The organism is Embleya sp. NPDC008237 (genome assembly GCF_042956465.1).
Lineage (GTDB): Bacteria > Actinomycetota > Actinomycetes > Streptomycetales > Streptomycetaceae > Embleya.
The window spans coordinates 214,693-229,920 of record NZ_JBIBGL010000002.1 but is presented as its reverse complement, the minus strand read 5'-3'; the positions used below and the strand labels follow the sequence as shown (position 1 = coordinate 229,920).

Sequence of the window (15,228 nt, the reverse complement as noted above, 5' to 3'; positions counted from 1 at the left end):
GCCGCCGCGCCCCCCGCTTCCGCACGTCGATCCGGTTTTCCGCGTCGACCCGCGCACCGGGGAATCCCGGACTTCCGTCCGGATCGCGCACCCGGCCTTGTGGCGTAAGGCCCTTTCCACCCGTTGAACCACCATCTCGGCGTATCTGTGTACGTGTCCGCATGTGAATGCGAATGCGTATCCGGACGCCGGGTGATCGGTTCGCGTCTTCCGCCGTACCCCCACGAGGGGAGAGCCATGCCCGACCGTCCGTCCGGCCGCCTCCGCCCCGTCGCCGTCTGCATCGTCGGCGCGGGACCCGGCGGCGCGTCCGTCCTCGAACGCCTCCTGGCCAACGTGCCCGAGTTGCTCGGTGACCGTCCGCTGCACGTACACGTCGTCGACCCCTACCCGCCGGGTGCGGGTCGGGTGTGGCGGCGGGCCCAGTCGTCGCTGCTGTGGGCCAACTCCTCGGCCGCCGACATCACGCTGTTCACCGACGAGGTGTCCACGATCGAGGGGCCGATCCGGCCGGGGCCCTCGCTGGCCCAGTGGGCCGCGGCGCGCGCCGACGAGCTGCGCGAGGGTCGGGGCGGCGCGGAACTGGAGCCGTTTGCGGCGGAGTTGGCCGCGTGTGGGCCGACCTCGTTCCCGTCCCGGCCGTTACTCAGCGCCTATCTGGCCTGGTTCTTCCGCGCCGCCGTCGAAGGGGCGCCGGCCAACGTGCGGGTGATCGTGCATCAGACGACGGTCGTGGACATCTCCGACGGACCGCGCCGGCAGCGGGTGCAGTTGGCCGGGCGGCGGCCACCGCTCCAGGTGGACGCGGTGATTCTGGCCCAGGGGCACCTGGACGCCGAGCCGACACCGAAGGAACGCGAGCAGATCAGGTTCGCCCGCCGGCACGGGCTCGCGTACATCCCGACCGGGTACACCGCAGACCTGGATCTGGATGTGCTGCGCCCTGGAGAGCCGGTGCTGGTGCGCGGTATCGGGTTGGCGTTCGTCGACCTGATGGTGCGGTTGAGCCACGGTCGCGGGGGCACGTTCGAGCGGGACGCGGCGGGGGTGCTGCGCTATCGGGCCTCCGGGCGTGAGCCGCTGCTGCTGGCGGCCTCGCGGCGCGGTGTGCCCTACCGCTCCAAGACGGGGTACCCGTGGACGGGTGAACGGCCGCCGCTGCCAAGGCACTTCACGGTCGAGGCGGCGCGTGCGGCGGTGGATGTCTGGCCGTTGATCGGCAAGGAGTTGGCCGGTGCGCACTATCACCGGCTGTTCACCGCGCACCGCGAGCGCACCACTATGGAATGGGCCGAGTTCGACGCGGAGTTCGCGGCAGCCGCGGATCCGAGCGAGTTGGTCGCACGCGCGGTGCCGGATCCGGCCGACCGGTTCGATCGGGCGCTGTTGGACCGGCCGGTGCAGGGGCGGCCGTTCGCCGACCAGGAGGCGCTCCAGGAGTGGATGCACGCCCACATCGAGGCCGACCTCACTCGCCGGCACGATCCCGCGTACAGCCAGGATCTGGCGGTGATACACGCGCTGTTGAGCGTGTACGGGGTGGTGCTTCGGCTTCAGGACGCGGGTGATCCGGTTCCGGACCCGGCCCGGCTGCTGGGCTTCTTCAGCTACCTGGCCAGTGGGCCGCCGGGGCCGCGCCTGGAGGAGTTGCTCGCGTTGGCCCGGGCCGGGGTGATCCGGTTCCTCGGTGAGGACGTCGAGATAGTCGGCGACGAGGACGCGGGCGACTGGCGGGCGAGCAGTCCGAGTCTGCCGGGCGTACGGGTACGTGCCCGCGCGCTGGTGGAGGCCCGGCTGCCCGATCCGTCGCTGGAACGCACCCGGGACGCGCTGTTGCGCCGGCTGGCCGCGCGCGGCGAGGCGGGCACGGATTCGGCGGGACGCCTGAACTCGCGTCCGGGCGACCGTCGGGTGCTGGACGTGCACGGCGCGGCGCATCCGAGCCGGTTCGCGGTCGGCCACGGTGTGGCGGGCGGCGCCGGGAGCGCGGGGTTCTCCCGGCCCCGCTTCGACGCGCCCGCGTTCCGGGTCAACGATGCGTTGGTTCGGGGCGTGCTGAATCATCTGCGGGACATTGCACCCGCTGCCGATCGTGCTCTCGATCGGCCGGAACTTGTGACAGGAGCCACCCGGTGACCATTCAGCTCGGCTACGCGAGCCCCGTCGACGTCGACACGTACGGTCCGTATGCCGTCACCGATCCGCAGTATCCGTTCACCGGTCTGATCGGTGACCCCGAATTCCCGGAGGAGGCCGGGCGATACCACCTGTATCTGTCGCACGGCTGCCCGTGGGCGCACATCACGGCGATCGTGCGACATGCGCGCGGTCTCACCGACATCGTCGGCGCGTCGTATGTGGACGAGGAACGCGACGCCCGGGGTTGGGCGTTCCGGGAGCGGTTCGGCCCGGACCCGGTGAACGGGTTCACCCTGCTGCGGGAGGCGTACGAGGCGACGAAGCCGGGGTATGCGGGGCACATTTCGGTGCCGACCCTGTGGGATCGCTCCGGCGGTCGCATCGTGTCGAACGCGTTCGACGCCATCGCGAACAATTTGGCCACGAGCTTTGCCGAAGCGGTCGGCGAGCACGCACCGGACCTGTATCCCGAGGACCTGCGCGAGGCGATCGACATCACCGACACGGACTTCGCGACCGCCGCGCGCAAGGGCGGCCTGTGGACGTCGGAGGAGGGCGAGACGATCAATACGCTGGAGCGCTCGGATGCGCATCTGGCCGACAAGCGCTACCTGTTCGGGGATCGGCTGACCATCTCGGACATCCGGTTCTGGGTGAAGCTGCTGCGTTTCCCGCAGATCTACCGGGCCGCGATCACCCAGGACGGTCGCACTCTGGTGGACTACCCCAACCTGTGGGCGTACGCGCGAGACCTGTACTCGCGGCCGGAGTTCCGCGAGACCACCGATCTCGCGGTGCAGGCGGAGAACGGGCTGCGTCGGTTCCCCGAGTCGCCGGCCTCCCCGACCGCAGAGCAGTGGGCGGCGCCGCAGGACCGGGCGGCGCTCGGCTGATCCTCGGCCCGCCGATCCGACGCGGGGTCGGGTCGGCGTCGGTCCTGCGGGATGCGCCGCACGTTGGGACGCGTGCGTGCGCCGGGGATCCCGGGGTGCGGGACCGGAGAGGGGGGTGCGCCGCCGGGCGGAGGGGGCCCGCGGCGCATCCCCGCGGGGACAGGGACGTACCGCCGAACACGAGCGGATGGATGGACCGACCGGGCTTGCGGCCCGGCTTGGTGGAGTGGCCGAGAGGCGAGGCAACGGCCTGCAAAGCCGTTCACGCGGGTTCGAATCCCGTCTCCACCTCGAAGGGGGACGCGCGGCGCGAACCGTTGGCCGGTGGCTCGGAGTTCCCGACTCCGAGTCGATCGGCGGGCGGGATGCGGGTGGTGGGATGCGATGGAGTGGCCGAGAGGCGAGGCAGCGGTCCGCAAAACCGTGTACGCGGGTTCGAATCCCGCCTCCATCTCCGAGTTGGTGCAGGGCAGGGCGGGCGCGTATGGCGATGCCGGCCGTACGCGCCCGCCCGCTGGGGCGCTTGCGCGTGGGCGCGGGGATGTGTGGGCGCGGCGGTGTGTGGGCGCGGGATGCGTGGGGGTGCCCGGGAAAAGATTCGGGCGCCGGGTGAACCTTGGTCCCCTTCGGGCCGCCCAAAGGATGGACGCCGTTCACCCGTAGTCCCGAGAATGTCCCGAACCTGTCCCTTTCGCTTTTCGGAGGCCCTGGGTGACATTCCGTCAGCAATCGTCTCGACGACGATCCGTGCCGAGTACGCGGCGGCGACGGATCGGTGTCGTGGCCACGACCGTGGCCGGCGCCCTCGCCGGCGGCGCGCTCGTCATCGCACCCGCTCCCGCCGTCGCGGCGCCCGCCGTGGACGTGTTGCTCGCCGAGGTGTACGGCGGCGGCGGCAACAGCGGCGCGAGCCTGACCAACGACTTCATCGAGTTGGCGAACAAGGGTTCGGCCGCCGTCGCGGTCGACGGTTGGAGCGTGCAGTACCTCCCGGCCGCGCCCAAGCCGACCTCGGCCTGGCAGGTCACCGCGCTGACCGGCGCGGTGGCGCCCGGCGGCCGGTACCTGATCGGCGAGGCCAAGGGCGCCGGCGGCACCCTCGCGCTGCCCGCACCGGACGCGCAGGGTGCGATCAACATGTCCGGCACCGGCGGCACCGTCGCACTGGTCCGCGGCACCGCGCCGCTCACGTGCCTGAGCGCGGCGGACTGCCTGGCCGACGGTCGCGTCGTGGACGTCGCGGGTTACGGCGACGCGGTGGTCCGCGAGGGCAGCCCGGCGTCCGGCGCGTCGAACTCGGCGTCGGTGGCCCGGCTTTCGTCGCTCGCGGACACCGACGACAACGCCGCGGACTTCGCGGCGGGCGCGCCGACGCCGCTCAACGCGCGTGGACAGGGTCCGACCGACCCGGGTCCGGGCGAGCCGGAGCCGACCAACGCGCGCATCCACGACATCCAGGGCAGCACTCGGATATCACCGAAGAACGGCACCCGGGTGACCGGCGTGCCGGGTGTGGTGACCGGTGTGCGCAGCTTCGGCAGCGCACGCGGCTTCTGGTTCCAGGACAGCCGTCCGGACGATGATCCCCGCACGTCCGAGGGGCTGTTCGTGTTCACCGGCACGGTCACCCCGCAGGTCGCGGTCGGTGACGCGGTCAAGGTGACCGGCAAGGTCGAGGAGTTCTACCCGGGCGGCGAGACCATCGGCGGGCAGTCGCTGACCCAGGTCACCGGCGCCACGTGGGTGATCGAAGCATCCGGCCAGGCGCTGCCCGCACCGGTGTTGCTCGACGCGGCCACCCTGCCGGACGCGTACGCGCCCACCGGGACACCGTCGATCGAGGCGCTCGCGCTGGAGCCGACGAAGTATGCGCTGGACCTGTACGAGTCGCTCGAAGGCCAGTTGACGCGCGTAGGCGAATCGCGCGTGGTCGGTCCGAGCACCTCGCACGGCGAGTTGTGGGTCACCCTGGAGCCGACGCAGAACCCGACCGCCCAGGGCGGCACGCTGTACAGCGGGTACGACGCGCAGAACGGCGGCCGGCTCAAGGTCGCGTCGCTGATCCCGTTCTCCCAGGAGCCGTTCCCGCAGGCGAACGTCGGCGACACGCTCACCGGCGAGACCGTCGGCCCGCTCACGTACGACCAGTTCGGCGGGTACTCGCTGGCCGCGACCACGCTGGGCAAGGTGGTCAAGGGCACGCTGACCCCGGAGACGACGCGGGACCAGAAGAACAGCGAACTCGCCGTCGCCACGTACAACGTGGAGAACCTCTCCCCCAAGGACACCCAGGCCAAGTTCGACCGGCTCGCGAAGGGCATCGTCACCAGCCTGTCCACGCCGGACGTGGTGGCCCTGGAGGAGATCCAGGACAACAGCGGACCGACCAACGACGGTGTGGTCGCGGCCGATCAGACGCTGGACACATTGGTCGCGGCGATCAAGGCGGCCGGCGGACCGGCCTATTCGTGGCGCTCGATCGAGCCGGTCGACGGCAAGGACGGCGGTCAGCCGGGCGGCAATATCCGTAACGCGTTCCTGTTCGACGCTACGCGCGTCGAGTTCGTGGACCGTCCCGGCGGCGGTCCCACCAGCGCGGTGGGTGTACGCAAGGACTGGCTGGGGCGTACCCGACTGACCCAGTCCCCGGGCCGGGTCTCCCCCGCGGACCCGGCGTGGGAGAACAGCCGCAAGCCGCTCGCGGCGGAGTTCCGCTTCCGCGGCAAGACGGTGTTCGTGATCGCGAACCACTTCGCCTCCAAGGGCGGCGACCAGGCGCTGGACAGCCGATTCCAGCCGCCGACGCGTGGTTCGGAGGTGCAGCGGCTGGCGCAGGCCAAGGTGCTGCGCGCTTTCGTGGACGAACTGCTGAAGTCCGACCCGAGGGCGAACCTGGTGGTGCTCGGCGACCTGAACGACTTCGCGTTCTCGCCGACGCTCAAGACGCTCACCGACGGCGGGGCGCTGCGCACGATGGTCGACACGCTGCCCGCGAACGAGCGTTGGGGGTACGTGTTCAACGGCAACAGCCAGATGCTCGACCACATCCTGACCAGCCCGCGGATCAGCCGTTTCGAGTACGACATCGTGCACGTGAACGCGGCCTTCGCGGACCAGGCGAGCGATCACGATCCGCAGGTGCTGCGCGTGCACCCGAGCACGGGCAACGACTTCCTGGATCTGCTGGAGCGGCTGTGGGAGGAGTTGATGGAGCGGGCCTGAGGGGGAACTTCGGTCTGGGCCTTGACTTCGGTCTCGGCCTTGGCTTCGGTCTCGGCTCGGACTTCTGTCTCGGCCCTGGCTTCGGTCTCGGCTCGGACTCGGTTTTGACGTAGCGTCACTTCGCGCCCGGCATCGGATTCGGTGTCGGGCGCGAAGGTCGTTCGGGCAGTTTGGGTGGGGCCGGGTCGGGTTGGCCGGGCCGGGTCGGGTCGGGTTGGTCGGACTGGTTCCTCGCTGCGAACTACCCCTTGGCAGTGGGTCGTTCGGCCTGGGCCAGGGCCCGTGCGGCGGCCTCGGCGAGGGCGCAGGCGTCGGCGACGCAGTCGTAGTCGACGTGTTCGGGCAGGTCGGTGTGCAGGTGGTAGTGCGGGATCAGCTTCTGGTCGTCGATCGAGACCAGGGTCGCCGTCGGGTAGCCGTGCCGGTTGGGTACCACGCCGTCGGTGGAGCTGCGAGAGCGCAGTCCGGTCAGCACCGCGATGTCGTTGCGGGTGGCGCACTCGGAGAGCAGGTTGTTGAACGGGACGTCATAGGGCTCCATGCGCAGCGGCCCCTCGGCCTCCAACAGGACCAGATTGCCGGATCCGACCGTGTCCACGTTGAGGAACCACGTGCGTTCGCGGTCGAGTTCGGGGAAGTGGCGACGGGCGAAGCCCCGAATGCCCTCCTGGAGCGCCTCCTCGGCGCCGGCCGAGACGAGCAAAACCCGCACACCGTCCACGGGTTCGTCGCGCAGGGTGGTGGCGAGCGCGACCAGCACGGCGACCCCGGACAGGTTGTCGTTGGCGCCCGGGACCGCGCGGCTGCGACCGATCTGGGTGAACGCGGCCGTACTCACCGCGGCGAGGCCGATCCCGGCGCGGCGCAGGCCCTTGGACCCGGTGGCCGCGCCGAGTGCGATCAGGGCGGGGCCGGCGACCACCGGCCACCACAGCGGCGGGTTCTCGCTCGCCTTGTCCAGCAGATGCGGATAGCGGGTGGCCAGCCGGCGCGCGGCCCGCTCGTCGAACACCACCCCCGTGGGCGCCGCGTCGTGATGCGCCGTCACCACGAGGGTGCGAGCCGCGTCCGGGTCGCCGACGGAGGCGACCACGTTGTACGCGCTGCGCCGCCGGCCGCCGAACGCGCGGCGGGCGTACTGGCCGCGATAGGAGATGTCGTCGGCGATGCCGAGGGTGGCGGCGGTGGCGACGAGCGTTGCCGCCACCCGCGAACGCTTGGCGAGCAGGCCGGCCACCGTCGCGATCGCGGTGAGCGTACCGATCGGACGGGCGTACGAGGCATACGCCGGCTCCTCTTCGACCACGGCGTCCTTGGCCCCGAGTTCGCGCAACATCTCCGCGATCCGCTGCGCCGCCTCGCGCTCGCCGGCCGAGGTGGGCAGCCGCTCGATCCGGGCCAACGGCTCGATCACGGCTCGCAGTTCGGCCTCGGACGGTCGGCGCGACCGCTTCCTGCGGCCGCTCCCCCGATGCGCGTCGTCGTGTGTGTCGTCGTGTGCGCCGTGTCCCCCGCGACTCGTCATCTCGCCACGATGCCACGCCCACCGGCACCGTGTCCGCCCTGCCGCGCACGTTTGTTTAACGGCGTGGTCGGGTCGGGTGTCGGGGTTGGGCGTCGGGCTTGGGCGACGGGCCGGGGTGGTGGGCCGGGGTGGTGGGCCGGGGTGGTGGGCCGGGGTGGTGGGTCGAGGCTGTGGTCTCGTGGCGGTGGGCCGGGGGCGCGGTGTGGCGCCCTGGCCTCGGGGCTCGCTGGGCTTGGCGCGCGCGTGAGTTGGAGCCACGGTCGGCCCGGGGGCGCGGTCGGCCCGGGGCACGCAGGGTCGGGGCACGCAGGGCTCGGCGCGTCGCGGGCTGGGGCCGGGCGCAGCCTCCAGGCCTCCTGGCTTCGATCCCGCGTCGGGCTCAGCGGCGTCCGGTGCCGTGCATCGGCGTACCGGAAGAACACTCGCATAGTGGTGCTCTTCGGGTGGTTCGCCCGGGGCGGCGAGGTGCGGAGCCGGGCGTCGCGGTGCAGTGCCGGGCGTCGCAGTGCGGAGCCGGGCGTCGCAGTGCGGAGCCGGGCGTCGCGGTGCAGTGCCGGGCGTCGCAGTGCGGAGCCGGGCGTCGCAGTGCGGAGCCGGGCGTCGCAGTGCGGAGCCGGGCGTCGCAGTGCGGAGCCGGGCATCGCAGTGCGGAGCCGAGTGTCGCGGTACTCGGTGCGGGATTGAAGACAGCTCTAGCAACGCTCGGGCGCGTCGACCGCCCCCGGCAGGTCCGTGGCCTCCTCGGCCACCGCGACCGGGGTCGCGTTCCTGCGCGTGGCCAGTACCGCGCCGCCCAGGATCAGTACGAACGACGCCCCGATCGCGAGCGTGAACTTCTCGTCCAGGATCAACACCCCCGCCGCCACCGCGACCGCCGGGTTGACGTACGTGATCACCGTCGCCCGCGCCGCACCCACCTCGCGCACCAACTCGAAGAAGATCACCATCGCGATCGCGGTGCACACCAGCGCCAGAACACCCATCGCACCGAGTGCCTTCCCGCCCGGCACGTGCGAAGGCCACTGCACGGCGGCCAACGGTATGTACACCAGCGCCGTGAAGCCCAGACACACCACCGTCATCGGCAGACTCGGCACGTCCTTGAGCCTGCGCTCCGCCACCAACGCCGCCCCCGCGTAGCACAGGGCCGTCGCGAGCACCTCCAGCGCCGCCCACGGATCGCCACCACCGAGCGTGGGCCCGGCCAGTACCGCAACTCCGCCGAACCCGATCGCGAGCCCGGCCCAGCGCACCGCACCCATGCGCTCGGTACCGCCGGTCAGGTACACCAGCACCGCCCCGAAGATCGGCACCGACGCGATCAACAACCCCGTCGTCGAACTCGACAACCGCCGCTCGGCATCCGAGAGCATCCACCACGGCCCCACGAACTCGGTCACCGCGAACACCAGCAGCGGCCATTTGTACGGCCGCAACCCGCGCAGGCCCGCGCCCCGCAACGCGAACGGCAACAGCAGCAGGGCGCCGAGCCCGGTACGCACGAACACCAGCACGCCCGGCGACACCTCGTCCACCGCGACCTTGATCAGCAGGTACGGGATCCCCCAGATCACACACATGCACGCGAACAACAACGCCCCACGACGACTCACGGCCGTGTCCCCTCAATCTCTTGATCGAAGAGGATGATCAGTCACGCGAGGCCGATCGGTCTAGAACGTTGTTGCGCAGCACGCTGCTGCGGTAGCCGGCGGGGGTCACTCCCAGCACGCGGCGAAACCATCGCCCCAGATGCGCCTGATCCGCGAACCCGACCGCGAGCGCCGCCTCGGCCGGCGTCATCCCCGCGGCGAGCAGCACCTTGGCGCGGGCGACCCGGTACTGGGCGAGCCAGGCGTACGGGGGCAGCCCGACCGCGTCGCGGAACGCGCGCAGCGTCTGGTAGCGGGACAGCCCGATCCCGGCCGACAACTCGCTCAGCGAGGGCGGGCTCACGAGTTGGTCGGCGAGCCGTTCGCGAACCGCCCGGGCCACCCGGGCTGCGTCCGGCGAGCCGTGCCGATCGGCCCTGGCCCGTACCGCGTACCGCCCGACGAGCGCCCGCAGCACCTCCACGACACGGGACTCGCCCTCGAACGCGTCGCCGCCCGTGGTCAGGTGCATGTGTACGGCGACCATCTCGGCGGCGAGCCCCGGGTCGGCCACGAGCAGCGACGGGAAGTGCGGGGCGGGACCGGGCAGGTCCTCGCCGACCAGGGCGGCGGACGGGTAGAAGACCCGGTAGGCGTACCCCTCGGGGATTCCGGGCCCGCCGGTGTGCGTCTCGCCCGGCTCGGCGACCACGATCGTCCCGGGTCCGGACCGATGCACCGCGCCGCGGTAGCCGATCTGCTCGACCCCCTCGACACACACCCCGATCGCGTACTCCTCGTGCGCGTGCGGCGCATACCGATGCCGCCGAAACCGCGCGGTCATCAAATCGAGAGGCGTGTCCTCGACCCCATACACGCGCGTCCACACAGCGGACTCACCACGCCCACGATCGGGCCGCGCCCGCAGGTCGGCGCGGGGGGCTTGACGCCCACTCGACCCACCTGGACCACTTGCGCCGGCTGGGCCACATGCGCCACTCCTGCCACCCACCGCGCCCGTGCCACCCAAGGCACCCGCGCCACCCGGCGCAATCTCACCACTCATGTCGATGCGCTCTCAAATAACCATGCACCGGCCGCCCCGGCACGATCGGCTCGAACCACTCCTCCGGCCCGGGGTCCGACAACCGCAACTCCACCGACTCCGGATCGTCCGACGCCGCATCGCTGAACGTCACGAACGCCGCCTCGACATCGTCGTCGTACAACCCGTGCCGCTCCAACAGCGACGCCGCCTGATCCACCAACAACCGCAAGGCCATCTCCTCCGCAAAACACGCGGGCGGCGCCCACTCGTTCCCACCGAGCCGCCCGGTGACCGTGACGGCAGCCACCACGAACCGCCGGACGAACCCCTCCTCCAGAATCGGCAACGCATCCAACACGAACAACGAGGCCCCGTCCGCCTCACGAAGATTCACCAGATCCGTGAACAGCAGATCCACGAGCACCCCGACCGAGCTCGCCACGGCCCCCGCCGCCAGCCGGGCCTTCTCCTCGGGCACGTCCGGCTGCGCGGTGTCCGGCTCACACCCGAACGCATCCAGCCCGAACGCCCGCACTCCCGCGGCCTGCCGCTCGATCCGCAACCGCTCCTCGGGCATCGGCCGCCGCGCCCGCAACGCGGGATCCCCCGCCGGAGCGTCCGGCCCGTCCGCCGCCAGCAAACTCTCGTACACCAACTCCTCATGCAACTGCACCTCGCTGCGCACCACCCGCCAATCCGCGAGCAACACGCTGGCCTCCAGCACCGCCAGCACCATCTGCCGCGCCGTCCGCTCGGCCGCCTCCAACGTCGGCGCATCCACCGACATCAACACCGCAGCCCCATCCGACCGAGGCGTGACCCGATAGTCCACCAGGTCCACCCCGACCCCATCCGCCTCCTCGAACCCCTCCACGGACTCGAGCCCATCACTCAGCAACGCCCCGACCCCGAGCCGCTGGAGTTCATCCAGATCGGGATAGGTCTCGAGCGGCACGACATCGACATTCACCGGATAAGCCACCCCAAGATCTTCCCGGACCCACCCCCCTCCCCACGCCCGACACCACCGAACAACCACGTGGCGGACCACCCCCCAAAGTGCGATATGGTTTCCGTGTTCGGCCAGCCGAACACCGGGACGTGGCGCAGCTTGGTAGCGCACTTGACTGGGGGTCAAGGGGTCGCAGGTTCAAATCCTGTCGTCCCGACCAGCGTTTACGCAGGTCGGAGGCCGTCTTCTCAGAAATGGGAAGGCGGCCTTTTCCACGTCTCGGGGCGTGGTGGTCGCAGTGTGGTCGCACGGTTGTCGGCCGACCCCGAGCCACGTCATCGAACGACCCGCGACCGCAGCGGTGTAGAGCGGTTTGAACAGGTCGCGGAGCCGGGCCGGGTGGTCGCGGTGTGGTCGCACCCGGCTCGGCAGGTCGATCCTCGCGTCCTCGCCTTCGGCGCCGACGAGGGCCTCCTCGATGGCGTCCACTGCATCGTGCGCGGCCTGCCGGGTCAGATGAGCGTAGATGTTCGCGGTCGTCGACAACGTCGAGTGCCGCAAGGTCTTGGACACCACCGTCAGCGGCACGCCCGCGGTGATCGTCAGCGTCGCGGCCAGGTGCCGCAGGTCGTGCATCGTGATCCGGGGCACCCCGGCCTCGGCGGACCAGTGGCGGAAACGATCCAGCAACGTCTGCGGCCGCAACGGCCGGCCATTCGCCCGAGTGAAAACAAGGCCCGTGAACGGATCCGCCGGATCGACCCGACCGGAACCGCTCGCACGAGCGCGCCGCCGCAACGCCGCCGCGACCCGGGGCGAGATCGCGACCCAACTCCTACTGCTGCGTGTCTTGGGCGCGGTGATCGCCAATCGGTTGTTGTCGATGGCCGAGAGCGTGTAGCGCACATAGAGAACACCCTCGTCCAGGTGCACGTCGGCCCAATGCAGGCCCAGCGCCTCGCCCTTGCGCATCCCGGTACCGATCAACACCTCACACAGGTCCGCCAACAGCGGATCACCTTCGTGACAGCACCGCAGGAACCGCACCGCCTCACGAGCCGACCACACCACCCGCTCCGCCGCCCGCGGCCGAGGCACGATCGTCGGCCGCGCCGGGTTGTACTGCAGCCGATGCTGCCGCACCGCATCCCCCAACGCACTCGACAACGTCGCCATGCACCGATGAACCGTCACCCTCCCCCGCCCAGCCGCGAGCTGTGCCCGAGCGAACCCCACCAGATGACGACGGCCGAGCTCGTCCAACCGGATCCCACCGAGATGCGGCACCAGATCGTTGACCACGTAGTCCCGATAGCGAGCCAACGTGGTCGGCTTCAGCGTCAGCGCCTTGGCCTGCAACACTCCGTCAGGTACTCGGCCACCGTCTGATTCGGATCCGCATCGAACCCACCGACCGCCCCCTCCAACAAACGCCGCAACGCCGCCGCAGCCGCCTCGTCACTGTCGAAGCCGCCACGCCGAACCGTCACCCGAGACCCGGACGGCGCAGGCAGATCCACCGCGAACGTCCACGTACCGTGCCCGGGATCAGCGACCAGCCCCGGACAACGAGCACCGAGCTGCCTGCGCCCCCGATCACGACAACCACACCGACGATAGACACGGCCTTTACAGGCTGAAGAACGCATCGTGATCGCTTCCAAACGGCGAAGGGACACCTACCTCAAGCCTGCGCGCCCACCACACGACCACAACCCGGAACCGACCCACCCCGACCAGCAGACATCCCTTGTCGTGCGGCAAGTGCCGGCTACAGGTCGTCAGGGGCCAAACACAGAGCGTCACCCGAGCCATTTCCGCGCGATTCGGCCCGTCCTGCTACACAGCACAGTGCAGTCACCGGATCCTGGACGCCGTGAGTTGGTCGGCGGCTCGGTTGACAGCGTGCAACCATGCCGACCATGCCCGTTGGCTCGCCGGACAGCCCCGCCCGCAGCAAGACCCTGAGGGCGCCCCGACAGTGGTTGTCTTGACCGGCTACCAGTGCGTAGAGCAAATCTCCCTCGCCCAAGCCATGATCCCTCGCTCGGCCTCGGCCAACATGCGTAAGTTGCCAGAGATGATCTCATCGCGGGGGCGCTTCACATCTCCCGCCGGTCGACCGGCGGAGCTCCGACGTCGTGCATGCAGGCTCAGCAAAAGCAACCGGCCCCTGGCCAGGCCTGGCTTCAGTGACTCCAGCCAAGCCCTGCGAGGTATACGAGCGGGTTACCCGGCAGCGTCGCCGTCGAGGTCCAGGCGGATCAGGGCCAGCGCCGCAGCAATCTCGACGGTCATCTCGTCGTCGGGGCCAAACACCATGCACATGTCCTGATGGAGAGGTTCGAGCACCCGCCGGGCTTCGGCGGTTCGGCCCTGGGCGAGCAGTAGCATCCCGATGTTGTGACGCAGCTCCACCGCTTCCTCGCTCACGTCACTGTCGACGGCCCGCACGACGTTCAGCACGTCCTGGAGCACGGCGAGCGCTTCGGTGACCTGGCCCAGTTCGGCGCGGCACCGGGCCGCCTGGGCACGGCATGCGCGGGACTGCTCGCCGTTGGGTCCCGCGATTCGGGCGTAGGCATCGGCGAGGGACTCGAACTCGGGCAAGGCGGTCCGGTAGTCGCCGCCGAGGAGGCGAATCGCCGCTCGCCGGCGGCGCAGCGCGAGAACGGGCTTGCTCTCGGAGCCGAGGGCGAGGGCAGCGGGTTCGATGACCTCGCCGAGCACCTCGGCGGCCTGAGCGAACCGCTCTTCCCCCAGCAGAGCGTCGGAGTGGGCGTACGCCTCCTCGATGTCCTCGCGCAGTTGAGCGGGAACGGGCACCGGCCGGGCCTTCGGAAGAACGGCCGTGGGCGGCAAACCATCAGATGCGGGCGCCTGGACGCGAGCGCGGGGCGCGAAAGGGCGACGGAACACGCCCGTCGGGTCGGGCGCGCCGGCCGGCCCGGCCTCGGCCGTGCCGGGTCCCTGGCCCGGAAGTGGGAGGAACGGCAGCAACCGCGCGTACACCTCCTGCGTGTCGGCGGGCCGCACCTCGGGCGCCTTGCGCAGCAGGTGCAGGACCAGTTCCTCCAGCGCCTCGGGGACATCGGGCCGCAGTTGTCGCAGCGGCGTGGGGGCCACGTTGACGTGCTGGTACATCAGCTGGAACTCGCCTTCCGCCTGGAACGTAGGTCTGCCGCTGAGGAGTTCGTGCAGCACGCAGCCCAGTGCGTACAGGTCCGTCTGCGGGGTGACGCGTCCGCCGCGGACCTGTTCGGGCGACATGTACTGGTGGGTACCGATGGGGCTACCGGTGGCGGTCAGCTTGGTGACGTCGGTGCGCAGGATGGCAGCGATGCCGAAGTCGAGGACCTTCACGGTGCCGTCGCGTGCGATGAGGATGTTGCCCGGCTTGAGGTCTCGATGGATCACCGGAACGTTGTGCGCGTACGACAGCACGGTCGCGACCTGCGCGGCGACGGCTACCGCCCAGCTGACCGGCAGCGGCCGGTCGGGGACGATGTAGGCGGACAGCGGTACGCCGTCGACGAGTTCCATCACCAGGAACAGCCGCTCGTACGACGCGTCGAGCACCGCGTCGTACACCTGTGGCACGCCGGGGTGCTGGATACGCGCGGTGATGCGGGCCTCGCGGCGGAAGCGCTTGGCGAACTCGTCGGCCAGTTGCGGCGAGGTGATCGACGCCTGCCGGATGAGCTTCACGGCGACGGGCCGGTCGAGCACGGCGTCGTAGCCGCGCCACACATCGCCCATGCCACCGTGGCTGAGCTCCTCCAGGAGTTCGTAACGGTCGGAGATCGTCTCCTGCGGCACCTTGCCCCCGGTATGCGTGATGAACGGTCACGGTCGAA

At 70.6% G+C, this 15,228-nt stretch carries 9 protein-coding genes and 3 tRNA genes; 6 read left to right on the top strand and 6 right to left on the bottom strand.

Annotated elements, in window-relative coordinates; all coding sequences use genetic code 11:
• Nucleotides 1-237 precede the first annotated feature (237 nt).
• The 5 genes from ACFZBU_RS04250 (at nucleotide 238) to ACFZBU_RS04230 (ending at nucleotide 6,254) form a co-directional block, all read left to right on the top strand.
• Nucleotides 238-2,136 (top strand): FAD/NAD(P)-binding protein, encoded by a 1,899-nt coding sequence (locus ACFZBU_RS04250; RefSeq protein ID WP_391581942.1) that lies wholly within the window; start codon nucleotides 238-240, stop codon nucleotides 2,134-2,136.
• Nucleotides 2,133-3,032 carry a glutathione S-transferase C-terminal domain-containing protein gene (locus ACFZBU_RS04245; RefSeq protein WP_391581941.1) on the top strand — a complete coding sequence of 300 codons (900 nt, stop codon included), beginning with the start codon at nucleotides 2,133-2,135 and terminating at the stop codon, nucleotides 3,030-3,032. The genes ACFZBU_RS04250 and ACFZBU_RS04245 overlap by 4 nt, the downstream gene beginning before the upstream one ends.
• Nucleotides 3,033-3,252: 220 nt before the next feature.
• Nucleotides 3,253-3,323, top strand: a tRNA-Cys gene (locus ACFZBU_RS04240).
• 92 nt (nucleotides 3,324-3,415) lie between these two features.
• Nucleotides 3,416-3,486 (top strand) — tRNA-Cys (locus ACFZBU_RS04235).
• A 326-nt stretch (nucleotides 3,487-3,812) separates the two neighbouring features.
• Nucleotides 3,813-6,254, top strand: coding sequence for an endonuclease/exonuclease/phosphatase family protein (locus ACFZBU_RS04230; RefSeq protein WP_391581940.1), 2,442 nt, complete (start codon nucleotides 3,813-3,815; stop codon nucleotides 6,252-6,254).
• 241 nt (nucleotides 6,255-6,495) lie between these two features.
• Here the strand turns inward: ACFZBU_RS04230 and ACFZBU_RS04225 are convergent, their stop codons facing one another.
• From ACFZBU_RS04225 to ACFZBU_RS04210, 4 genes are all read right to left on the bottom strand, one after another.
• Nucleotides 6,496-7,779 (bottom strand): M28 family peptidase, encoded by a 1,284-nt coding sequence (locus ACFZBU_RS04225; RefSeq protein WP_391581939.1) that lies wholly within the window; start codon nucleotides 7,777-7,779, stop codon nucleotides 6,496-6,498.
• 692 nt (nucleotides 7,780-8,471) lie between these two features.
• Entirely contained in the window at nucleotides 8,472-9,392 is a 921-nt protein-coding gene (locus ACFZBU_RS04220) for a DMT family transporter (protein WP_391581938.1), read from the bottom strand.
• A gap of 37 nt (nucleotides 9,393-9,429) precedes the next feature.
• Nucleotides 9,430-10,215, bottom strand: a complete 786-nt coding sequence (locus ACFZBU_RS04215) for a helix-turn-helix domain-containing protein (protein WP_391581937.1) — start codon at nucleotides 10,213-10,215, stop codon at nucleotides 9,430-9,432.
• A 211-nt stretch (nucleotides 10,216-10,426) separates the two neighbouring features.
• A complete protein-coding gene (locus tag ACFZBU_RS04210) occupies nucleotides 10,427-11,401 on the bottom strand; it encodes a hypothetical protein (RefSeq protein ID WP_391581936.1) in 975 nt (324 codons plus the stop codon).
• 113 nt (nucleotides 11,402-11,514) lie between these two features.
• Between ACFZBU_RS04210 and ACFZBU_RS04205 the strand changes: the two genes are divergently transcribed.
• Nucleotides 11,515-11,591: transfer RNA gene (locus tag ACFZBU_RS04205), tRNA-Pro, on the top strand.
• Here ACFZBU_RS04205 and xerC read toward each other — a convergent pair.
• The gene (xerC, locus tag ACFZBU_RS04200; protein WP_391581935.1) at nucleotides 11,570-12,733 is read right to left on the bottom strand and encodes a tyrosine recombinase XerC; all 1,164 of its coding nucleotides are present in this window, start codon (nucleotides 12,731-12,733) and stop codon (nucleotides 11,570-11,572) included. The two genes, ACFZBU_RS04205 and xerC, sit on opposite strands and share 22 nt — an antisense overlap.
• Nucleotides 12,734-13,600: 867 nt before the next feature.
• Nucleotides 13,601-15,190 carry a protein kinase gene (locus tag ACFZBU_RS04195; RefSeq protein WP_391581934.1) on the bottom strand — a complete coding sequence of 530 codons (1,590 nt, stop codon included), beginning with the start codon at nucleotides 15,188-15,190 and terminating at the stop codon, nucleotides 13,601-13,603.
• Nucleotides 15,191-15,228 lie beyond the last annotated feature (38 nt).

Excerpts from the sequence above, each read along its gene's own strand:
- ACFZBU_RS04250 (WP_391581942.1), top strand. The coding sequence starts at position 238 with ATGCCCGACCGTCCGTCCGGCCGCCTCCGCCCCGTCGCCGTCTGCATC.
- ACFZBU_RS04215 (WP_391581937.1), bottom strand. The coding sequence starts at position 10,215 with ATGACCGCGCGGTTTCGGCGGCATCGGTATGCGCCGCACGCGCACGAG.
- ACFZBU_RS04225 (WP_391581939.1), bottom strand. The coding sequence starts at position 7,779 with ATGACGAGTCGCGGGGGACACGGCGCACACGACGACACACACGACGAC.